This window comes from Paraburkholderia sp. BGA-UO-ETr-F12 (genome assembly GCF_059567945.1).
Window position 1 is genome coordinate 123804 of the sequence record NZ_JCAQOZ010000065.1, and the last position, 19238, is coordinate 143041.

General features: G+C 62.8%; 21 protein-coding genes. 12 read left to right on the forward strand and 9 right to left on the reverse strand.

What is annotated here, in order from left to right; genetic code table 11:
* The first annotated feature begins 3 nt into the window (after window positions 1-3).
* The 6 genes from nrdR (at window position 4) to AC57B6_RS33350 (ending at window position 3530) form a co-directional block, all read left to right on the forward strand.
* Window positions 4-486, forward strand: coding sequence for a transcriptional regulator NrdR (gene nrdR / locus AC57B6_RS33325; protein WP_027799387.1), 483 nt, complete (start codon window positions 4-6; stop codon window positions 484-486).
* A 199-nt stretch (window positions 487-685) separates the two neighbouring features.
* Window positions 686-1252, forward strand: a complete 567-nt coding sequence (locus AC57B6_RS33330; protein ID WP_496422930.1) for a GspH/FimT family pseudopilin — start codon at window positions 686-688, stop codon at window positions 1250-1252.
* Complete coding sequence (locus AC57B6_RS33335) at window positions 1249-1707, forward strand: type IV pilus modification PilV family protein (protein ID WP_496422931.1); 459 nt, start codon at window positions 1249-1251, stop codon at window positions 1705-1707. The genes AC57B6_RS33330 and AC57B6_RS33335 overlap by 4 nt, the downstream gene beginning before the upstream one ends.
* Entirely contained in the window at window positions 1704-2513 is an 810-nt protein-coding gene (locus AC57B6_RS33340) for a type IV pilus assembly protein (RefSeq protein ID WP_046566694.1), read from the forward strand. The genes AC57B6_RS33335 and AC57B6_RS33340 overlap by 4 nt, the downstream gene beginning before the upstream one ends.
* Complete coding sequence (locus AC57B6_RS33345; RefSeq protein ID WP_496422932.1) at window positions 2510-3088, forward strand: pilus assembly PilX family protein; 579 nt, start codon at window positions 2510-2512, stop codon at window positions 3086-3088. The genes AC57B6_RS33340 and AC57B6_RS33345 overlap by 4 nt, the downstream gene beginning before the upstream one ends.
* Before the next feature lie 10 nt (window positions 3089-3098).
* On the forward strand, window positions 3099-3530 hold the full coding sequence (locus AC57B6_RS33350) for a type IV pilin protein (RefSeq protein ID WP_030102021.1): 432 nt from the start codon (window positions 3099-3101) through the stop codon (window positions 3528-3530).
* A gap of 76 nt (window positions 3531-3606) precedes the next feature.
* Here the strand turns inward: AC57B6_RS33350 and AC57B6_RS33355 are convergent, their stop codons facing one another.
* The 3 genes from AC57B6_RS33355 to AC57B6_RS33365 form a co-directional block, all read right to left on the reverse strand.
* Window positions 3607-4086 (reverse strand): DUF3318 domain-containing protein, encoded by a 480-nt coding sequence (locus AC57B6_RS33355; protein WP_028198800.1) that lies wholly within the window; start codon window positions 4084-4086, stop codon window positions 3607-3609.
* Between the two features lie 138 nt (window positions 4087-4224).
* Window positions 4225-4611, reverse strand: a complete 387-nt coding sequence (locus tag AC57B6_RS33360; protein WP_028198799.1) for a phage holin family protein — start codon at window positions 4609-4611, stop codon at window positions 4225-4227.
* A gap of 144 nt (window positions 4612-4755) precedes the next feature.
* Window positions 4756-5058 (reverse strand): ElaB/YgaM/YqjD family protein, encoded by a 303-nt coding sequence (locus AC57B6_RS33365; RefSeq protein ID WP_028198798.1) that lies wholly within the window; start codon window positions 5056-5058, stop codon window positions 4756-4758.
* A 397-nt stretch (window positions 5059-5455) separates the two neighbouring features.
* On the opposite strand from AC57B6_RS33365, the gene AC57B6_RS33370 reads away from it, so the two are divergent.
* Window positions 5456-6094 (forward strand): peroxiredoxin, encoded by a 639-nt coding sequence (locus AC57B6_RS33370; protein ID WP_030102019.1) that lies wholly within the window; start codon window positions 5456-5458, stop codon window positions 6092-6094.
* A gap of 150 nt (window positions 6095-6244) precedes the next feature.
* Here AC57B6_RS33370 and AC57B6_RS33375 read toward each other — a convergent pair whose 3' ends face one another.
* A complete protein-coding gene (locus AC57B6_RS33375) occupies window positions 6245-7435 on the reverse strand; it encodes an acyl-CoA dehydrogenase (protein ID WP_496422933.1) in 1191 nt (396 codons plus the stop codon).
* A gap of 104 nt (window positions 7436-7539) precedes the next feature.
* Here AC57B6_RS33375 and AC57B6_RS33380 point away from each other — a divergent pair, with 104 nt between their 5' ends.
* Window positions 7540-8325, forward strand: coding sequence for an IclR family transcriptional regulator (locus AC57B6_RS33380; RefSeq protein WP_028198795.1), 786 nt, complete (start codon window positions 7540-7542; stop codon window positions 8323-8325).
* 62 nt (window positions 8326-8387) lie between these two features.
* Here AC57B6_RS33380 and AC57B6_RS33385 read toward each other — a convergent pair whose 3' ends face one another.
* On the reverse strand, window positions 8388-9221 hold the full coding sequence (locus tag AC57B6_RS33385) for an EAL domain-containing protein (RefSeq protein WP_028198794.1): 834 nt from the start codon (window positions 9219-9221) through the stop codon (window positions 8388-8390).
* Window positions 9222-9567: 346 nt separating this feature from the next.
* Here AC57B6_RS33385 and AC57B6_RS33390 point away from each other — a divergent pair, with 346 nt between their 5' ends.
* The 3 genes from AC57B6_RS33390 to fahA are packed head-to-tail and all read left to right on the forward strand — an operon-like array spanning window position 9568 to window position 13648.
* On the forward strand, window positions 9568-10929 hold the full coding sequence (locus AC57B6_RS33390; RefSeq protein WP_030102016.1) for an MFS transporter: 1362 nt from the start codon (window positions 9568-9570) through the stop codon (window positions 10927-10929).
* A gap of 47 nt (window positions 10930-10976) precedes the next feature.
* Window positions 10977-12323 carry a homogentisate 1,2-dioxygenase gene (gene hmgA / locus AC57B6_RS33395; protein ID WP_178368947.1) on the forward strand — a complete coding sequence of 449 codons (1347 nt, stop codon included), beginning with the start codon at window positions 10977-10979 and terminating at the stop codon, window positions 12321-12323.
* On the forward strand, window positions 12320-13648 hold the full coding sequence (gene fahA / locus AC57B6_RS33400; RefSeq protein WP_496422934.1) for a fumarylacetoacetase: 1329 nt from the start codon (window positions 12320-12322) through the stop codon (window positions 13646-13648). The genes hmgA and fahA overlap by 4 nt, the downstream gene beginning before the upstream one ends.
* A 160-nt stretch (window positions 13649-13808) precedes the next feature.
* On the opposite strand, the gene AC57B6_RS33405 is transcribed toward fahA, so the two are convergent.
* The 3 genes from AC57B6_RS33405 to AC57B6_RS33415 all read right to left on the reverse strand — a co-directional run bounded on the left by AC57B6_RS33405 (window position 13809) and on the right by AC57B6_RS33415 (window position 17352).
* Complete coding sequence (locus AC57B6_RS33405; RefSeq protein WP_496422935.1) at window positions 13809-14969, reverse strand: MFS transporter; 1161 nt, start codon at window positions 14967-14969, stop codon at window positions 13809-13811.
* Window positions 14970-15115: 146 nt separating this feature from the next.
* Window positions 15116-16282, reverse strand: coding sequence for an MFS transporter (locus AC57B6_RS33410; protein ID WP_496422936.1), 1167 nt, complete (start codon window positions 16280-16282; stop codon window positions 15116-15118).
* Window positions 16283-16527: 245 nt separating this feature from the next.
* Window positions 16528-17352 (reverse strand): crotonase/enoyl-CoA hydratase family protein, encoded by an 825-nt coding sequence (locus AC57B6_RS33415; RefSeq protein ID WP_496422937.1) that lies wholly within the window; start codon window positions 17350-17352, stop codon window positions 16528-16530.
* Between the two features lie 80 nt (window positions 17353-17432).
* Here AC57B6_RS33415 and AC57B6_RS33420 point away from each other — a divergent pair, with 80 nt between their 5' ends.
* The gene (locus AC57B6_RS33420) at window positions 17433-18050 is read left to right on the forward strand and encodes a plasmid fertility inhibition factor family protein (RefSeq protein ID WP_106355960.1); all 618 of its coding nucleotides are present in this window, start codon (window positions 17433-17435) and stop codon (window positions 18048-18050) included.
* Here the strand turns inward: AC57B6_RS33420 and AC57B6_RS33425 are convergent.
* Entirely contained in the window at window positions 18047-19045 is a 999-nt protein-coding gene (locus tag AC57B6_RS33425) for a 2-hydroxyacid dehydrogenase (protein WP_106355958.1), read from the reverse strand. The two genes, AC57B6_RS33420 and AC57B6_RS33425, sit on opposite strands and share 4 nt — an antisense overlap.
* Window positions 19046-19238: the final 193 nt, after the last annotated feature.

Genomic DNA, 19238 nt, shown 5'->3' on the forward strand with positions numbered 1-19238 from the left:
GCCATGCATTGCCCCTTCTGCCGTCACGCCGATACGCAAGTTGTGGATTCGCGCGTATCCGAAGACGGCGCGACGATTCGCCGGCGCCGCCGCTGCCCGGCCTGCGACAAACGTTTCACGACGTATGAGCGGGTCGAGCTGGCGTTGCCGTCGGTCGTCAAGAAGGATGGCAGCCGCACGGAATTCGATCGACGCAAGATCGTAGCGAGCATGCAACTGGCGCTGCGCAAGCGCCCGGTCGCGGCGGACGCGATCGACGCGGCAGTCGCACGCATCGAATATCAACTGCTCGGCAGCGGCGAGCGCGAAGTGCGCAGCGAGCGCCTCGGCGAGCTCGTGATGAACGAGTTGCGTGCGCTCGACACCATTGCTTACGTGCGTTTCGCTTCTGTCTACCGGCGCTTCGAAGACGTCTCCGAATTCGAGGACGTGATCGAGGAATTTCGCCGCGCCTCTTCTCCTCCCAAGCCTTCTCGCAAGCGCTGATTGCTGCCGTACCTGAAGCCGCGCTCCAGACTCTGTTTTCCGCAGCGTAGGTTCACGCATCTGCATCTCCACTCCCGTTATGGTCCGTTACGCGTGCATTTTTGCGCGGGTTAGCGCCTGAGTGCCACCTGGCCATTCGGCCGATTGTTGAGCCGTTTGCGAATCGCTAGATTGGCTGCATTCTTTGCAACGGTCAGGGATGCAGATGAAATGGAATGCAGTTTGTTGGCGGCAGCATCGCGGCTTTACGCTTGTGGAAACACTGGCTGTGGTCACGCTGCTATCGATAATCGCCGTGATGGCGACGCCGTCGTTCGTTGCGTGGCATGTGCGCGACCAGGTCGACGCCCGCGCAAAAGTGCTTGCCGCAACACTCGCTTATGCGCGCAGCGAGGCATTGCGTCGCGGTGCTCGCGTCACGGTGTGCCGAATCGATGCGGCGCGGCATTGCCTTGCCGCAGGGCAAGCTTGCGGCAATGGCGTCACCGACTGGTCGTGCGGCTGGGCTGTATTGGCCGAGCGGGGCGGTTCGCTTTCGCTGCTGCGCGCCCAGCCATCGCTCGCAGCGGTCAGCATCACCGGGACGCAGACCAGTCTCAAGTTTACGCCGCCGGCGGGGCAGCTGATCGGTGCCTTCCGCAGCTTCGATATCGCGCCGCGGGTGCAGTCAAAAGCGACGCGGGGTGACCAGTGGCGGCGCTGCATCCGCATCGCGGCAGGCGGGCGGCCGCGCATTGTCGCAGGCACCTGTGGAGCGGCATCATGAGCCGATATCCGTCGAACTCACGGGCGCACAACGGCCCGGTAAGCCGCTCAACGAGGCATCGAGGCAGTTCGCTGATTGAAGTGATGCTGGCCGTTGCGCTGCTGGCAGTGACGACGCTCGGGCTGATCGCCGGTCAATTGTGGATTGCGCGCGAAGCCCGTGCGATGGCAATGCGCGAGCACGCGGCATGGATTGCCGATGCCGTCGCCGAGGCGATGCGCGAGCCTGCGGCAGGCGATTCTGCGATCAGGCAATGGAGTGCGCTTGCTGCGGCCTTGTTGCCGCACGGCGAGGCGTCGGTGCGGGAAAGTGGCGGTGTGTCTGCCGCACGCGTCACCTGGGCTGCCCTGCGCAATCTGCCGCGTGCCGACGATGTCATCGACAAACCCGAGTCGTGCGGCGGTGCGGATGTTCCCGCCGGCTCCTCATGCGTTGCGCTGGCGTTCGCGAAATGACGCGGCGTATCGATAGCGCGCGTGGTCATACGCTCGTCGAGTTCGTGATCGCAATCGCACTGGGATTGGTGGTGACCGCCGGTGCAGTCTCGCTTTATACAACGCAGCGTAACGTGTTCGAGCGCGAGAGCGATGCGATGCGGATCCGCGAAGCTGGCCTGACCGCGCTTACGCTGCTGGGACAGCAAGTTCAAATGGCCGGCTTCGTGCCTGCGGACGTCGTGAGGTTCAACAGTCCGCCAGCGTTGTTCGGATGTTCGGGAGGACGCCCGACCGGCACGGACGGCAGCGTTGCCTGCGAGGCATTGCCTGGCCGCTCGGACGGCATTCTGGTTCGTTATGTCGGAGACACCGTGTCGACATGGCCGTCGGCGACCGGCCAATCGACCGACTGTCTGGGTCAGGCTGTAGCGAACAACGATGCGGCACTCGGTGGCCAGGGTGTGTTAGTGGTCAATCGATACTTCGCCAGGGTCAGCGGGTCGACGGGTGAGCCGGAACTTTACTGTGAAGGCAATGGCAAGGCGGGGTCCGCGCAACCGTTGGTCGAAGGCGTCGAACGTGTGCGTTTCAAGTACTGGCTGCGCGGCGGGCTGGCGGCCGTAGACGCTTCAGTAGTGACGGCCAGTCAATGGGCGGAGATCGTCGCCGTCGATCTCTGCGTGCTCGTTCGCGGAGCGCCGCAAGGGCGGCGCGTGCGCTACGTGGATTGCGATGGCGTAAGCACTCTGGGGACCGACATGCGCGCGCGTCAGGCCTTCTGGCGGCGGGCGGCGATGCGTAATCACCCGGAGGATTCGCCATGACAGGAGAACTTCGTGGCCCGACGCGTCGTGTGTCGCTGAAAAATCCGGCACGTTCTATCCATGCCGGTCCTGGATCACGTATTCGCAACGTCGGCACTGTCCTGCCGATCGTCCTGCTGATTTCCGCGATGATGTTGACAACCTCCGCAGCCTGGTTCGAAACAGCGCTAGCGGCGGCGCGCGGCGCCAATAACGCGCACGACTACCTGCAGGCATTTCATGCCGCGGATTCGGCACTGACCCTCTGTGCGCGGAGCGCGATCGCCGCGGCAGCTTTCGAATCACGGCCAGTGGCTTCGCTTTTGCCCGGTGAGCCGACGCAATGGACGCGCGAAGCCGCCTTTGAAGCCGGCGCGGTCGCGCCGGTCGCGCAGTGGCCAGGATCGCTGCGTGCGCCGCAGTGTTTGATCGAAGCCTGGCGTCTGGGCACGCGCGCCGATGCCCGCGCCTATTTACTCACCTCGCGTGGCTTTGGCCGGACGGCAGAGTCGCAGGTGTGGCTGCAGATGGAACTTGTGATCGAGGGTGAACAGATCGAGCGCCATTGGCGTCATGTCGTGGCGCGACCATTTTGACGGGAGGTTCATGACGAGGCAGCACAAACGGGCATTTACGCTACTGGAACTGATGATCGCGCTGGCAATAGCGGCGACGCTGGTCGCTTTTGCCGTGCCCTCCTACCGGAATCATGTTGCGCGAACGCACAGGATCGACGCGGCATCCGCGCTTTATCGAGCCGCGCAATTCGTCGAGCGAGCGGCAAGCGACGGCGCCGCGACATTGCCGCCGGGCCTGGATCAGACGCCACAATTCGGCACGCCAATCTATCGGCTGCAAGTGCTGCCGACGGACGACACAAACGGCGGTTATTCGATAGAGGCCGCACCGCTGGATAGCGGTCCGATGCGCGACGACGCTTGTGGAATCTTTACGCTGGATGCGACAGGGTTGCGAGGCAATAGAAGCGGCGCAAGCGCTACAGTGCCGGCAAGCGGCGAGTGCTGGAATACGAGCTAGGGCCTGCTACCGGGAACGTGCCGACCAGGGAGTCGAAACGCGATGGCACACAGACAGGCCATGCTTGTGCGGCCTCTCAGTATCCGCTATCGACAGCACCTTCATTGTCGTTGGTAGACGTGGCGGAGTCGCTCTTCATTTGCTGCCAGATTCGATACGCTTCCCAGGCGGCAAGCGCAAGGCCGCCCCATTTGAGCGCGGGCTTCGCACTTGCGGCAAGCGTCGCGCGCAGCGGCTTGGCCAGTACTAGCGAAGCGATCGAACTGATGAGCGGATATTGTTTGAGAAGCGCGCCGATGCTCCCGGCGTTGAGAACGCTCGCCTTCGATCCGCTACCTACGCGCAAGCCGCCGAAGCCCGGCACAATGAATTTGAGCCAGCTGAAGTGCGTGACGGCCTGCCGCAGTTCGATGGTCGCCTGAGCGAGTTCCAGGCGCTCGACATCCGCGCGCACCAGCAGCAATTCCTTGCGCAGCGCTCGCAGATGCGGCGCGCTCAGATCCTTGGCCTGGTAGCGTTTGTTGCGAAAGGCGGTATCGGAATGGGATTGGCTCATGGCGTGTCGGCTGCAGTGGAAGTAGGGCGGTAAAACGGTGCTGCAAGTCGCTCGAGGTGTTTGCGGAGTATCTGTAAAAACTGTGAACCGGTTGGGGCGCGTCCAGTAACCCAACATCAACCCAAGCTGCCTACCGCATCACGGTTTGCGAAACAGGTCGCGGTCTTTTTCGAACTCGGCAAGGGTGGCTTCGAACACCATTGGGGCATTGCGCAAACCGCTGCGCGCTTTCAGTGCACAGACTATTCCAGCAATGGCATAAACCGCCGTGATGCCGGCGAGCGCTTGCCATCGGTAGGTGTCCCAGAACGCGATCGCGATCAGCGCCGTCAAGGCGATCAGGGCCATCGTCGCGAGCATCATGGCGGCGAGGCCAAGGAACAGCACGCCGATCAGACGATCTTTTTCTTCGGCGAGTTCGATCCCGACCAGTTCCAGCCGCGTTTGCAAAATGGCAAACACGGATCCGATGATACGGCGCAACGGACTATGTTCGCCGTGCTGCGATTGTGTTTCGATCGTCATGGCTTTGGGCGTTGCGCGTGAAGGCCTAAGCGGCGCGTGAAAACGAGCGCGCCAAGAGAAGCGGACCGGCCAAAATGCGCCGGTCAACTTGATTCGCTGGTGTGCTGGACGCGATACGCCGCAGCGTCACCAGTGTGCGCAGTGTTACTTGCGGTTGATCAACAGCCCAAGCAGTACGCCGGCGCCCGCGGCGATGCCGATGGATGCCCACGGGTGCTCGTGCACGTAATCGTCGGTTGCGCGGGCGGCCTTCTTGCCTTTCTCGACCACCACGACCTGTACGTCAGCCGCCTTTTCCTTAGCCTGCTTCAGGCGCGTGAGCGCCGTTTCACGCAGTTCCGAAGCGCGCTCGCCAGTGGCGCTCGCGGCCTGTTTCAGCAGATCCTCAGCGTCCGCGAGGACGGTTTTGATATCCGACATCAATCTCTCCTTGTTGACTTCCGACATTGACAGCTCCCCTTCGTCTCACGCCACGCGTGAATCGTAACCAAAGAAACGGCCGCTGGCGAGCGCAGTGCTCGGTTCTCGATAACGAACGCACGAACCGTTCCTGGTTGAAGGAAAGCTTAAAAACTCCCTCTATGCGGCACCGTGCAGCAAAGTTTGCCTAAGATGGAGTTGATCTGTCCCGCAAAGTTTCCACTAAAACGGTGAAAATTACAAAAACGCATAAAGTAGTGACGCGATGTTCGTTAGGTGTGTACGGTCACTCCCGTATGCTGTAGCTTTGCCGGGGGCGCATTAGCCAGGGACGCTTTAGCCGAGGTGTCTTCGCCAGGGGCCCTTTGGCGTGGCGTCGCCGGCGAACGCGCGGAATGTCCGAACACAATCAAGGAGCTGCATTATGAGTCTACGTCTTGGCGATATCGCGCCGGATTTCGAGCAGGAGTCGAGTGTTGGCCGCATCAGGTTCCACGAATGGCTGGGCGACAGTTGGGGTGTGCTGTTCTCGCATCCCGCCGATTTCACGCCGGTCTGCACGACCGAGCTGGGTTTGACGGCGAAGCTGGCCGACGAATTCGAGAAGCGCAATGTCAAGACGATTGCATTGTCGGTCGACAGCGCCGAATCGCACAAGGAATGGATCAAGGACATTAACGAGACGCAAGCCGCCAATGTCGGTTTTCCGATTCTCGCCGACGGCGACCGCAAGGTCTCCCAGTTGTACGACATGATTCACCCGAACGCCAGTGAGACGTTCACCGTCCGCTCGCTGTTCGTGATCGATCCGAAAAAGAAAATCCGTTTGACCATTACGTATCCGGCCAGCACCGGGCGCAACTTCGACGAAGTGCTGCGCGTGATCGACTCGCTGCAACTCACCGACTCTCACTCAGTCGCCACGCCCGGCAACTGGAAGCAGGGCGACGACGTGGTGATCGTGCCGTCGTTGAAAGATGAAGAAGTCATCAAGCAGAAATTCCCGAAGGGATACAAGGCGCTGCGCCCGTATCTGCGTTTGACGCCGCAGCCGAACAAGTAAGCGGCTGATGGAGCACCCGGCGCCCCCTTGGATTCATGGTGGCGCCGCAATAGAAAAAGGCCGGTTCACAGGAACCGGCCTTTTTTTCCACCCAGCAAGTCAGCGGCCAGAATCAGACCGCGAAACGCCGCCATCAAGGCATTCGGCGCGTCAGAAAAACGCTTGAATTCCGGTTTGCGCGCGCCCGAGGATCAGCGCGTGGATGTCGTGCGTCCCTTCATAGGTGTTCACGACTTCCAGATTGACCAGATGCCGTGCGATGCCGAACTCGTCCGAGATGCCGTTGCCGCCGAGCATGTCGCGCGCGAGCCGCGCAATGTCCAGCGCCTTGCCGCACGAATTGCGTTTCATGATCGACGTAATTTCGACGGCAGCCGTGCCTTCGTCTTTCATGCGGCCCAGACGCAAAACGCCTTGCAGGCCGAGCGTGATTTCAGTTTGCATGTCGGCGAGCTTTTTCTGAATCAACTGGTTCGCGGCGAGCGGCCGGCCGAACTGCTTGCGGTCCAGCACGTATTGACGCGCCGTGTGCCAGCAGGCCTCAGCCGCGCCAAGCGCGCCCCAGGCAATCCCGTAGCGCGCCGAGTTCAGGCACGTGAAGGGGCCGCGCAAGCCGCTGACCTCGGGGAAGCGGTTCTCTTCCGGCACGAACACTTCGTCGAGCACGATCTCGCCGGTGATCGAAGCGCGCAGACCCACCTTGCTATGGATGGTCGGCGCCGACAACCCCTTCCACCCCTTCTCGAGAATGAAGCCGCGAATCGAGTCCTTGCCGTTTTCCTCGAGCTTCGCCCACACGACAAACACGTCGGCGATTGGCGAATTGGTGATCCACATCTTCGAGCCCGACAGCGAATAGCCGCCGTCGACCTGTTTCGCCCGCGTCACCATGCTGCCCGGATCGGAGCCGTGGTTCGGCTCGGTCAGTCCGAAGCAGCCGATCCATTCGCCGGTGGCGAGCTTCGGCAGGTACTTCTGCTTTTGCGCTTCCGAGCCGAATTCGTAGATCGGCACCATCACGAGCGACGATTGCACCGACATCATCGACCGGTAGCCGGAGTCGACGCGCTCCACTTCCCGCGCGATCAGACCGTACGCCACGTAGTTCAGGCCGGGGCCGCCGTATTGTTCGGGAATCGTCGGCCCGAGCAGCCCGAGCTCGCCCATTTCGCGGAAGATCTCAATGTCGGTCTTCTCGTGACGGAACGCTTCGAGCACGCGCGGCTGCAGCTTGTCCTGCGAGTAAGCGGCGGCGGCGTCGCGCACCATGCGTTCGTCTTCGGTGAACTGCTGATCCAGCAGCAACGGGTCTTCCCAGTGAAACTGCGCGGCCTCTGCCATGACGTATCTCCTGATTCCTTGCTTGACCAAAACGGATTTGTGCTTGACTTAAGTTCCGCTATGCGGAACAATGTTTTGCAAACCACGACCGAGTGTATCACCACATGACGCCTGCATCCACTCTCTCCGAACCGCTCGACGAGCGAAAATTTGTCGTCGCCCTCGCTCGTGGTCTGGACTTGCTGCGCGCGTTCAAGCCGGGCGACACCATGCTCGGTAATCGCGATTTCGTCGAACGCACGGGTTTGCCGAAGGCGACCGTCAACCGTTTGACCTACACGCTGACCATGCTCGGCTATCTGCGGTTCGACGAAACCCTGGGTAAATATGCGCTCGACGCCGGCGTGCTGTCGCTAGGTTTCGCGCTGCTCTCGGGTACCGACACGCTCGAACTCGCGCGCCCGCACATGCGCACCTTCGCGCGCGAAGTGGGCGCGGCGGTGTCGCTCGGGTGCCGCGACGGTCTCGACATGATTTATCTGGAGACGATCCGCAGCGAAACCGCATTGACGCTCGGACTCGCCTCGGGCTCGAAACTGTCGATGTTGACGAGTTCGATGGGGCGCGCGTATCTGGCGGTGCAGGCGCCGGACGTGCGCGTCGCATTGCTAGCCGAGCTCAAGAAAGCCGCCGGCAAGGAGGGCGCTGCATTGCTGGCGGATGCCGAAAAGGAAATCGAGGCCTTCGCGCACGAGCGTTGCTGCTATTCGTTCCGCGCGTGGCATGACGACGTGAACGCAGTCGCGGTGCCGTTTCGCGAGCCACGCGAAGGCCGCTGGCTGGTGCTGAGTTGCAGCGGGCCGGCGTCGTCGATGGGGGAGGAGGTGTTTCGGGAAACCGTGGCGCCGCGTCTGAAGGCGCTGGCGCGCCGTCTGGGGGATACCGGTTGAGCGCCGGGCGGGCTCAACCCCGGCTGATCCGGACGAGCTCCGGTGAATCCCGGAGAACCGGGTCACACTGCCCGATCGTGATAATGCGCGGTGAACAACGGCCCTTGCACGAAGCGCACGTCGTACTGCTGCAACGCGAGGAACTGCGGCTCATCGATCACCCGATTGAAGATCAACGGAACCCGCAGCCGGCTCGCATAGCCGACTAGCGGCTTCACCATTGCATCGCGCAACGCGATTGCCGCATCCATCTTGATGAAGTCGAGCCGCGCCGTTTCCGAGACCGACAGAATCTGCCCCGCGTTCGACAGATTCCCCGCCACCTTGAAGCCGTAGCGCTGATAGCTCGTGGTCAGATAACCAAGGAACGTCTTATGCGCGACCGCTGCGGCGGGCAGCTCGATCACCACGCGCGACGGGTTCAGCCCGAACGACAGTAGCACACTCGAGAAATGCCGTCCGTGGTCGTACTTGACGCTCTTGAGCAGGCGCTCGTGCACCCGCAGAAACAACAGCCCGTGCCGCTGCGCGCCGAAGAAATTGATCGCGTGCAGTGCGCGTGACATGCGGTCGAGCGCGACCAGTTGCTGATCGTCGGCGATCCGGTCGAAGGGATCGAAAGCATCGAAGGCCGCGCCGTCGAGACGTTGCGTGACCGCCTGAAATCCGAGCTCATCGCCGAAACGATCCACGCCTTCGGCACCCGACGTCAGCGACTGCGCCAACGCATGCACGCTGATATCGAAGATCGGCTCATAGGCACTGGCAAGCTCGACGCCGTCGAACCGCGCCAGCGCGATCTCGCTATGCACGCCCGTTCCCATCACCAGATGTTCGCCGAGAAAGGGGTGCTCGGCGGCGCGGGCAATCAGGTTGGGGATGGTCGGCGGAATCATGTAGGCGAATGGATGGAGATAGGTGCGCACTGGGCGCCCGGCAACACGACGCGGTTGCCGCATCCATTGATGGTAGCAGTCCGCGCCGCGCGCACTTGAACAAAATGCTCATAACGTTATCGGTCGAGCGCCTGTCAGCACGGGCTGCCGGCGTGTTCACCGCAAGCATTCAGGGTATACGTTAATTTCACTATTCGTAATTGGTTTTACTATACGTAAATCTCTGCGCGGCAGCGCAGCGTGGTGGCGTCTGCGCTTTCTTTGCGGGAAAGGCGCCCGCCTGTGCGGACCATCGCTTGGTGCGCACCGCGAATCAGCAATCCAGTCAGGACGAGGGGACGACCTAATGAGCGCCAAACCGGCCGCAGCTGCCGCCAATGTCATCGAAGTCGAGCGCGTGCTCGGCGAAACGCATCACCCCGCATTTCAATTGATGCTGCTCGCGCTATGCGGTCTGTGTCTCGTGATCGACGGCTTTGACGCGCAGGCGATGGGCTACGTCGCGCCAAGCGTGATCGGCGAATGGCATGTTTCCAAGGCGGCGCTCGGGCCAGTGTTCAGCGCCAGTCTGTTCGGCATGCTGCTGGGCGCGCTGGGCTTGTCGGTGCTGGCTGACCGGATTGGCCGGCGGCCGGTATTGATCGGCGCAACGTTTTTCTTCGCCCTGTCGATGCTGGCCACGCCCTTCGCCACGACGATCCCCGTCTTGATCACGCTGCGCTTCATCACCGGGCTTGGCCTCGGCTGCATCATGCCGAACGCGATGGCGCTGGTCGGCGAGTTCTCCACGCCCGCGCATCGCGTCAAGCGCATGATGCTGGTGTCGTGTGGTTTTACGCTGGGCGCGGCGCTCGGCGGCTTCATCAGTGCCGCGCTGATTCCCGCGTATGGTTGGCGCGCGGTGTTCTGGGTGGGCGGCGCGGTGCCCTTGCTGCTCGCGTTCGCGATGCTGGCGGCGTTGCCGGAGTCGCTGCAATTTCTCGTCCTCAAAGGACGCAGCGATCGCGCGTTACGCTGGCTCGCCAGGTTCGATCCGACGTTGCCGATCGATGCGAACACGCGTGTCGTCGTGCGTGAGAAGGGCAACGGCGGCGCGCCGGTTGCCGAGCTGTTCCGTGCGGGACGGGGTGCTGTCACACTGATTCTGTGGGCGATCAGTTTCATGAACCTGATCGATCTTTATTTCCTGTCGAACTGGCTGCCCACCGTGATGCGCGACGCCGGCTACTCGCCGGGCACGGCGGTGATCGTCGGCACCGTGCTGCAAACCGGCGGCGTGGTCGGCACTTTGCTGCTTGGCTGGTTCATCGAGCGCTTTGGTTTTGTGCGCGTACTGTTTGTGTGTTTCGCGGGCGCGGCGCTGGCGGTCGGCACCATCGGTACGGTGGCGCATGCGTTGCCGTGGCTGCTGCTTGTCGTGTTCGTGGGCGGCTTCTGTGTGGTTGGCGGCCAACCTGCGGTCAACGCGCTGGCCGGCCACTTTTACCCGACCGCGTTGCGTTCCACCGGCATCGGCTGGAGCCTCGGCATCGGCCGCATCGGCTCGGTGATCGGGCCGCTGGTCGGCGGACAATTGATTGCACTGAACTGGTCGAACGAATCGCTGTTTCACGCGGCTGCGCTGCCGGTGCTGTGCTCCGCGCTGCTGGTGATCGCACTGGCCGCGGCGACACGGCAACGCAGCCCGTCCGAACCGCGCACGGCCTGAGATAAACCGCTCACGCCGGCAGATCGAGTATCAACGGAGAACTTTGCATGGAAACCTCAACCCGTACACCGAATACCGCCAGTTCGCGGCTCGAGATCGAGCCGGGCTATCAGTCGGGATTCGCGAACGAATTTGCTTCAGAGGCTTTGCCGGGCGCATTGCCCGAAGGCCGCAATTCGCCGCAGCGTGCGGCCTATGGCTTGTACGCGGAGCAGTTGTCGGGCACCGCGTTCACGGCGCCGCGCGGACACAATCGCCGTTCGTGGCTGTACCGGATTCGTCCGGCGGCCGTTCACAAGCCGTTCACGCAACTGCCGTCGGAACGGCTCGTCGCCAACTTCGCCGAAGTGCCGCCTACACCGCCCAATCAGTTGCGCTGGGATGCGTTGCCCATGCCCACCGAGCCGACCGATTTCATCGACGGTTGGGTGACGATGGCAGGCAACGGTTCGGCCGAAGCGATGAACGGCTGCGCGATCCACCTGTACGCCGCGAATCGTTCGATGCAGGACCGCTTCTTCTACAGCGCCGACGGCGAGTTGCTGATCGTGCCGCAGGAAGGCCGCCTGCATATCGCCACCGAAATGGGCCAACTCGATGTCGAGCCGTTCGAGATCGCGGTGATCCCGCGCGGTGTGCGCTTCGCGGTGAGCTTGCCGGATGGCGCGGCGCGCGGCTACATTTGCGAGAACTTTGGCGCATTGCTGCGTCTGCCGGACCTCGGCCCGATCGGTTCGAACGGCCTTGCCAATCCGCGCGATTTCCTCACGCCGCATGCCGCGTATGAAGACCGCGAAGGCGATTTCGAACTCGTCGCCAAGATGAACGGCAATCTGTGGCGCGCGGACATCGGCCATTCACCGCTCGATGTAGTGGCGTGGCATGGCAACTACGCGCCGTACAAATACGACCTGCGCCGCTTCAACACGATCGGTTCGATCAGCTTCGACCATCCGGACCCGTCAATCTTTCTGGTGCTGCAGTCGCAAAGCGATACGCCGGGCGTCGATACGATCGACTTCGTGATTTTCCCGCCGCGCTGGCTCGCAGCCGAAGACACGTTCCGACCACCCTGGTTCCATCGCAACGTGGCGAGCGAATTCATGGGTCTCGTGCACGGCGTGTACGACGCGAAGGCCGAGGGTTTCGTGCCGGGTGGGGCGAGTCTGCACAACTGCATGTCGGGTCATGGACCGGACGCGGACACCTTCGAGAAAGCGTCGCACAGCGATACGTCCACGCCGAAGAAGGTCGGCGACACGATGGCCTTCATGTTCGAAACGCGCACCCTGATCAAGCCGACCCGTTTCGCGCTCGAAACGGCGCAACTGCAGGCGCATTACTACGAGTGCTGGCAAGGTCTCAAGAAACACTTCAACCCGGAGCAACGATGAACGCATTGAGCGATCTTCAGGCGACGCTCGATCCGTCGCGCAAGAGCTGGGTCGAGTCGGCTAACGACCCGACCAACGATTTTTCGATCCAGAACCTGCCGTTCGGTATTTTCAGCGATAAGGCCAACCCCGCGCGCCGTGTGGGTGTGGCGATCGGCGACCAGATCGTCGATCTGAGCGTGCTCAAATCGGCCGGCTTGCTCAAGCTTCCGATCACCTCGGCCGATCAATTCATTGCGCTGAAGGATCGGGCGTTCGAGCAGGACACCCTCAACGATTTCATCTCGCTTGGCCGCGATGCATGGCGCAACGTGCGCATCCAGTTGAGCAGTCTGCTGGCGCGCGACACCGCGACCTTGCGCGACGATGCCGCCTTGCGTTCGAAAGCCCTGGTGCGCGAGGCCGATGCGCAACTGCACCTGCCGGTGCAGATTCCGGGCTACACCGATTTCTATTCGTCGAGAGAGCACGCGACCAATGTGGGTTCGATGTTCCGCGATCCCAAGAATGCGCTGTTGCCGAATTGGTCGGAGATGCCGATCGGCTACAACGGACGCGCGTCGTCGGTGGTGGTAAGCGGCACGCCGGTGCGGCGGCCCAACGGTCAGTTGAAACTGCCGGATCAGGAACGTCCGGTGTTCGGCGCGTGCCGCAAGCTGGATATCGAACTGGAGACTGGTTTCGTGATCGGCAGCGGCAATACGCTGGGCGAGCCGATTGCCTGTGCCGATGCCGAAGCGCACATCTTCGGCATGGTGCTGTTGAACGACTGGAGCGCGCGCGATATCCAGCAATGGGAATACGTGCCGCTCGGCCCGTTCAACTCGAAGACGTTCGCGACGACGATCTCGCCGTGGATCGTGACGCTCGACGCGCTCGAACCGTTCCGCGTCGAGCAGCCGCTGCAGGAGCCGCAGCCGTTGGCATACCTGCGCCACGACGGCAAGCACGCGTTCGACATCTCACTGGAAGTGACGCTGCGGCCGCAAACCGCAAAGCAGGCCACCACGATCTCGCGGACCAACTTCAAGCACATGTACTGGACGATGGCGCAACAGCTCGCGCATCACACGGTGTCGGGCTGCAACACGCGGGTCGGCGATCTGATGGGCTCCGGCACGATCAGCGGCCCCACTGCGGATTCATGCGGCAGCCTGCTCGAATCCACCTGGAACGGCAAGAATCCGCTGGAGTTGAAGGAAGGCGGCACGCGAGGGTTCATTGAAGACGGCGACGAACTGACGCTTGCCGGATGGTGTCAGGGCGATGGCTACCGTGTCGGCTTCGGGACTTGCGTTGGAGAAATTCTGCCGGCGTTGAAATAACGCGGAAGAAGTGCGGAACAAGCGCGGAACGAACGCGAAAGAAGCGCGGTTCGAAGCGCAATGCAAAACGGGGAGGCCATCGCGGCTTCCCGGTTTTGCGTACCGGCTCCGGCATGGGCAACAGCGCATCCGCATTGGAATCAGCACCGCAGCCGCACCGTCAGCCGATCGCTCCCGCCGGCGCGCGCCGCCTTTCCCACCAGGTCGCGACGAGAAACGCACATGCGGCGGCAAGCAGCACGCCGACCATCGCATCATTGCCGACCCCCTTCATCAATGCGCCGGCCACCAGCGGCCCACCGAAACTGGCGGCGCTCCATGACGCGCCCATCAGTGAACTCGCTGACACCAGCGCGACGCCGCGGAAACGCTCGCCGCACGCAACCAGCGACAGCGTATAGACCGCACCAGCCGCCGCACCGAGCACATATAGCAGAGGCCAGCACAGCCACGGCGACTGAATCGCCCAGGGCAGCAACGGCAGCAGCACCACGACGATCACACCGCAGCCGATATGCACGCGTTCGCGGCCAAGCCGGTCGGCGAGCCAGCCGATCGGATACTGCAGTGTCGTGTCGCCGAGCAGCAGGGCCGAGGCGAACAGCACGGCCACTTCGCTCGTGATGCCATGCGACATGGCGAAGAGCGGCAGCAGCGACAGCGCGATCGTGTCGAACAGCGCGAAGAAGCCCGTGCCGATCACAAGCGCCGGCATTTGCGGCAGCACGTGGCGCCAACTGCCGTGCGCTGCGTGTTCATCCTCGGACGCATGGGGCGTTTTGCGGATACTCGCGAGCGTCGGCAAAGCCAGCAGGAAGATCGCGCCGCAAATCACGAAGCGGCCATGCATGAAATCGGCGATCTGGCTCACCAGGACCGGGCCCGACATCTGGAATAGCGTGAAGGTGGTCGCGTAGATCGCGATGACCCGGCCGCGGGTGGCGTCGTCGGCGAGCTGGTTGACCCATGCTTCGCTGATCGTGAAGAGCAGCATCAGCGCCGCGCCGCAGAGCACGCGCAACACCGCCCATAACCATAGGTTCGAGGTGAATTGCATCAGCGCGGTGGCGAGCGCGACGGTCAGCACCGCGCCGACGATTACCTGGCGGCCGCCAAAGCGCGCCGCGACCCAAGCGGCCAGCGGCACGACGATCAGACCACCGCCGGCTTGCGCGGCGGTCAACAGGCCGACCACGTCGGTGCCATAGCCTGCCTGCGTCAGCGCGAGGGCGGTGAGCGGAAGCGTGGCGCCGCTGCCGAGTCCGACGACGGCGACACTCAGGATCAGTGCGAGGAAATCGCGTGTGAAGATGACTTTCATCGGCCGAGATGCTACTACGGCCTTGAGTCGTTCGTCCTTTGCACCTTCGTGCGGAGTGGGTAAGAACGGTAGTTAGCGCATACGAGGTGCGTGCCTCGCCGCCAGCTTGCCGCGGCGCCGTCAATCAACCACCATTCAACCACCAATCAACCGGCTACCGCCATCCGTTGCGCGCGCCGGTCGATCGACACCGACCACAGCGTCAGTGCCAATGCGCCGATCGAGGTCGCCACGCCGACCCACGGCAGCGTGGTAAGCGGCGCGCCCGCGCCGATCGCCATGCCGCCGAGCCATGCGCCGGTTGCATTGCCGAGGTTGAACGCGCCTTGATTGAGAGTCGACGCCAGATTCGGCGCATGGCTTGCGCGGTCGACGATCAGCATTTGCAGCGGCGGCACGATCGCAAAAGCCAGAACACCCCATACGAAGATCGTGAGCATGGCCGGAATCTGCGCATGCATCGTGCCGGCGAAAATGGTCAGGATCACGACGATTGCCAGCAGAAACGCGACCAGTGAGGGCATCAACCGCCAGTCCGCGAGCTTGCCGCCGAGCGTGCTGCCCACCGTCAAGCCGAGGCCGAACAGCAACAGCACGAAGGTGACCGCGTGTGGCGTGAAACCGCTCACGTCTTCGAGAATCGGCGTGATGTAGGTGAAGGTGGAAAACAGGCTGGCCGACGCGAGCACGCTGATGCCGAGCACCATCAGCACTTGCGGGTTCTTCAGCACGCTGAATTCGCGCACAAGGCTTGCCTTCTGCATCTCGATTCTGGCCGGCAGGCAAACCGCGAGCGCCAGCGCGGCAAGAATACCAATACCGGTGACCGCCCAGAAGGTCGCGCGCCAGCCCACTGCCTGCCCGAGCGCGGTGCCGAGCGGCACGCCGAGCACATTGGCGAGCGTCAAGCCCGTGAACATCAGCGCGATGGCTTGCGCGCGGCGGTTCGGCGCAACCAGACCGGCCGCAACCACCGAACCGATGCCGAAGAATGCGCCGTGGCAGAACGCCGTGACGATACGCGCGGCCATCAGCACCGCATAGCTTGGCGCGATCGCGCACAGCAGGTTGCCGACGATAAAGACCCCGACCAGGCTCATCAACGCTTTCTTGCGCGGCATATTGGCCACGGCAATGGCGACAATCGGTGCGCCGATGGTGACGCCGAGCGCATAGGCCGACACCAGCATGCCCGCCGCGGGAATCGATACGGACAGGTCGCGGGCAACATCGGGCAGCAGCCCCATGATCACGAATTCAGTGGTACCGATTCCAAAGGCAGCAACGGCAAGGGCGAGCAGGGGTAAAGGCATGGGTGACGGAGCGTGAATCGGCGCGACGGGAAGCGTCGCGCGGCAGGCGCGCATTTTTCGGGGCGAGAACGCATGCGCCATGCAAGGGGAAAACAGTAGGGGATTCTACCTAAGTCAAAACAGCCTTGCTGAGCGTCAAGCCAGTTGTTGTTTTTTTCTGAAAGCTGGCTTCGAGCGCGGATTTGAAAATGCGCGCGGCGTGGGCGTTGCATGTATTTGAGATGCGGCAGCACAGTAACGCAGTTTTATGGCGCGCTTTCGTCTGATTTGAAAGTGCCGCCATGACGGCCGGCACCTTCGGTGAAACGTGCGGCGCCCGCGACGCCTTCTTCGAAGACGGCCTGATAGCCGCCGGCACCTTCGCGTTGCAACGCGAGGGCAAGATCCTCGAGCGTGCTGTTTTCGAGCGCGGAGCGGCGGTCCGCCAGCAGCGCGGCCTGCGGAAAGGCCGCCAGTTCAGCGGCCAGTTGTTCCGCCGCCGCGCGAGCTTCACCTTTGCGTACCACGCGGTTGGCCAGCCCCAGGCTGAGCGCTTCCTGCGCCTCCACCGCGCGGCCCGTCAAAATCAGATCGAGCGCCCGCGACAGGCCAATCAGACGCGGTAAGCGGACCGTGCCGCCGTCGATCAGCGGAATCCCGACGCGTCGGCAGAACACGCCGAGCACGGCATCTTCCTCGACCACGCGCAGATCGCACATCGCGGCCAGTTCGAGGCCGCCGGCGACCGCATGGCCGGCGATCGCGGCGATCACCGGTTTGCTGAAGCTCATGCGCGTCGGGCCCATCGGACCAGGTCCGCTGCCGTCGGCGTGCAGTTCATTGCGGCGGCTCTCGTCGGCGAGCGCGGTGAGGTCCGCGCCGGCGCAGAAGGTGCCGCCCGCGCCGAACAGCACGGCCGCGCGCCATGCCGGCTCCGCTTCGAAACGAACGAAGGCTTCGCTGAGCGCTTGCGCCGTAGGCCGATCGACGGCATTGCGCCGCGCGGGCCGTTGGAGCACGATGGTGGCGACGCCGGTGTCTTCGTTGGCTTCGATGCGCACATGCTCATTCAAATGTTGCGTCGTTATCATCGTTGTCTCCGTTGAGGGCGGTGGCCGGCCGCTGATCCAGTCAGTGTGCTCATGCGCTGCGCTTAATCCCGATGGTTGTCATGCGTCTTTCACAATCGGGTCGTAGCGTTAGCGCTCTTTTAACGCGCTGGCGGATTTCAGCTAGCTTTTCGAGCTTGCCTTTGTCCTTGTCCAATTCATCACCCGAAGCTGTGCCGGCTTGTGCGGAGACGGTCTGGACCGTACCCCTCCATGACCATCAATGGTACGACCATGTGCGCCTGAAGCGCGTCTTTGTGGCTGACGGCACGCGCCATCAAGTGGTCATGGTCGATGCTCGCAAGCTGTTGGAGTGCGCGGATCGCGACAACACCGATTACGTGCTCAAGCCGGTTGCCGAATGGCATGCGGGCAAAGTGCGCGGGATTCGCGAGTTTCTCGATCCGGACAATCCGCGTATTCCGCAGATGCCGTATGTGACGATCTCGACGCGTCGCGCGCCGGGTTTGCTGGGCTGGGTCGGTCTCGAGCGCGAAGGCGTGGTGGCGTTTCGCAATGGGCAGCATCGCGCGCGCTATCTGGCCGATGCGGGCGCGCGCTGGTTTCCGGTGGAAGTGCACGAGCGCGAGGCGGCCTTGCTGCGCGAGATTTGCGGCGCAGCGGACGACGCCCGCACGGCGATTCGCCCGACTACGGTAGATGGCGGCGGCAGCGCTTAACTTCGTGCCTGCACGACATTGCGCGGTGTGCCGGCCTGCCATGCCGCGACATTCTCGAGCGTGGTCTGCGCGATCTCGTTCATCGCCTCGCGCGTGAAGAACGCCTGGTGCGCGGTGACGATCACGTTCGGGAACATCAACAGGCGTGCCAGCACGTCGTCCTGCAGGGGCAGGTTCGAGTGGTCTTCGAAAAAGAGGCCGCCTTCTTCCTCGTACACATCGAGCCCCAGATGGCCGAGCTGGCCATCCTTCAGCGCGCCGATCAGCGCATTGCTTTCGACGAGGCCGCCGCGCCCGGTATTGATCAGCATCGCGCCGCGCTTCATCTTCGCCAACGCGGGCCCGTCGATCAGATGGTACGTGTCGGGCACCAGCGGACAATGCAGGCTGACCACGTCGCTTTCGGCCAGCAGCGTGTCGAGCGGCACGTAGCGCGCGCCGAGCGCGAGCAGATCCTCGGCCGGCGTGCCGGGGTCATGAGCCAGCACCTGCATGCCGAAGCCCGCCATGATGCGACCAAATACGCGGCCGATCATGCCGGTGCCGATCACACCCGCGGTCTTGCCGTGCAGATCGAAGCCGAGCAGCCCATGCAGCGAGAAATCGCCTTCACGGGTACGCGCGACCGCACGCGGCAAGCGCCGGTTCAACGCGAGAATCAGGCCGACCGCATGCTCGGCGACCGCGTGCGGCGAGTAGGCCGGCACCCGGGCAACCGTTATGCCGAGACGCTCGGCAGCGGCCAGGTCGACGTGATTGAAGCCCGCCGAGCGCAGCGCGATCATGCGCGTGCCGCCGGCATGGAGATGTTCCAGCACGGCGGCGTCGACGTTGTCGTTGACGAATGGGCAGACCACTTCATAGCCCTGCGCGAGGATCGCGGTTTCGACGTCGAGGTGCGATTCCTGGAAGTGCAGTTCATAGCGATGCGTGCCGTTCGCTTCGGCGAACGTATCGCTGTCGTATTGGCGGCTGCTGAACAGAATCATGCGCATGAATGGCTCCGAAGAAAGCGTGCCGGTGCGGCAAATGGACTCACTGCGTGGCAGGCGGGCAGGACAGTATATCGACCCTATAGCCTAATGGACGCCGCTTGCATGCGCAGTTCGCAATACGTTTCGAATTTACTAAAGATCATCTTTTGCGAAGCAAAAGCGGCCGTAATTGAAAATAATATTGACAGCGATG

Coding starts and splice junctions, on each gene's coding strand:
- AC57B6_RS33360 (WP_028198799.1), bottom strand. CDS start 4,611: ATGACGATCGAAACACAATCGCAGCACGGCGAACATAGTCCGTTGCGC.
- AC57B6_RS33385 (WP_028198794.1), bottom strand. CDS start 9,221: ATGATTCCGCCGACCATCCCCAACCTGATTGCCCGCGCCGCCGAGCAC.
- AC57B6_RS33335 (WP_496422931.1), top strand. CDS start 1,249: ATGAGCCGATATCCGTCGAACTCACGGGCGCACAACGGCCCGGTAAGC.
- fahA (WP_496422934.1), top strand. CDS start 12,320: ATGAACGCATTGAGCGATCTTCAGGCGACGCTCGATCCGTCGCGCAAG.
- AC57B6_RS33345 (WP_496422932.1), top strand. CDS start 2,510: ATGACAGGAGAACTTCGTGGCCCGACGCGTCGTGTGTCGCTGAAAAAT.
- AC57B6_RS33330 (WP_496422930.1), top strand. CDS start 686: ATGCAGATGAAATGGAATGCAGTTTGTTGGCGGCAGCATCGCGGCTTT.
- AC57B6_RS33420 (WP_106355960.1), top strand. CDS start 17,433: ATGCGTCTTTCACAATCGGGTCGTAGCGTTAGCGCTCTTTTAACGCGC.
- AC57B6_RS33415 (WP_496422937.1), bottom strand. CDS start 17,352: ATGATAACGACGCAACATTTGAATGAGCATGTGCGCATCGAAGCCAAC.
- AC57B6_RS33390 (WP_030102016.1), top strand. CDS start 9,568: ATGAGCGCCAAACCGGCCGCAGCTGCCGCCAATGTCATCGAAGTCGAG.
- AC57B6_RS33410 (WP_496422936.1), bottom strand. CDS start 16,282: ATGCCTTTACCCCTGCTCGCCCTTGCCGTTGCTGCCTTTGGAATCGGT.
- AC57B6_RS33370 (WP_030102019.1), top strand. CDS start 5,456: ATGAGTCTACGTCTTGGCGATATCGCGCCGGATTTCGAGCAGGAGTCG.
- AC57B6_RS33350 (WP_030102021.1), top strand. CDS start 3,099: ATGACGAGGCAGCACAAACGGGCATTTACGCTACTGGAACTGATGATC.
- AC57B6_RS33365 (WP_028198798.1), bottom strand. CDS start 5,058: ATGTCGGAAGTCAACAAGGAGAGATTGATGTCGGATATCAAAACCGTC.
- AC57B6_RS33355 (WP_028198800.1), bottom strand. CDS start 4,086: ATGAGCCAATCCCATTCCGATACCGCCTTTCGCAACAAACGCTACCAG.
- hmgA (WP_178368947.1), top strand. CDS start 10,977: ATGGAAACCTCAACCCGTACACCGAATACCGCCAGTTCGCGGCTCGAG.
- AC57B6_RS33375 (WP_496422933.1), bottom strand. CDS start 7,435: ATGGCAGAGGCCGCGCAGTTTCACTGGGAAGACCCGTTGCTGCTGGAT.
- AC57B6_RS33340 (WP_046566694.1), top strand. CDS start 1,704: ATGACGCGGCGTATCGATAGCGCGCGTGGTCATACGCTCGTCGAGTTC.
- nrdR (WP_027799387.1), top strand. CDS start 4: ATGCATTGCCCCTTCTGCCGTCACGCCGATACGCAAGTTGTGGATTCG.
- AC57B6_RS33405 (WP_496422935.1), bottom strand. CDS start 14,969: ATGAAAGTCATCTTCACACGCGATTTCCTCGCACTGATCCTGAGTGTC.
- AC57B6_RS33425 (WP_106355958.1), bottom strand. CDS start 19,045: ATGCGCATGATTCTGTTCAGCAGCCGCCAATACGACAGCGATACGTTC.
- AC57B6_RS33380 (WP_028198795.1), top strand. CDS start 7,540: ATGACGCCTGCATCCACTCTCTCCGAACCGCTCGACGAGCGAAAATTT.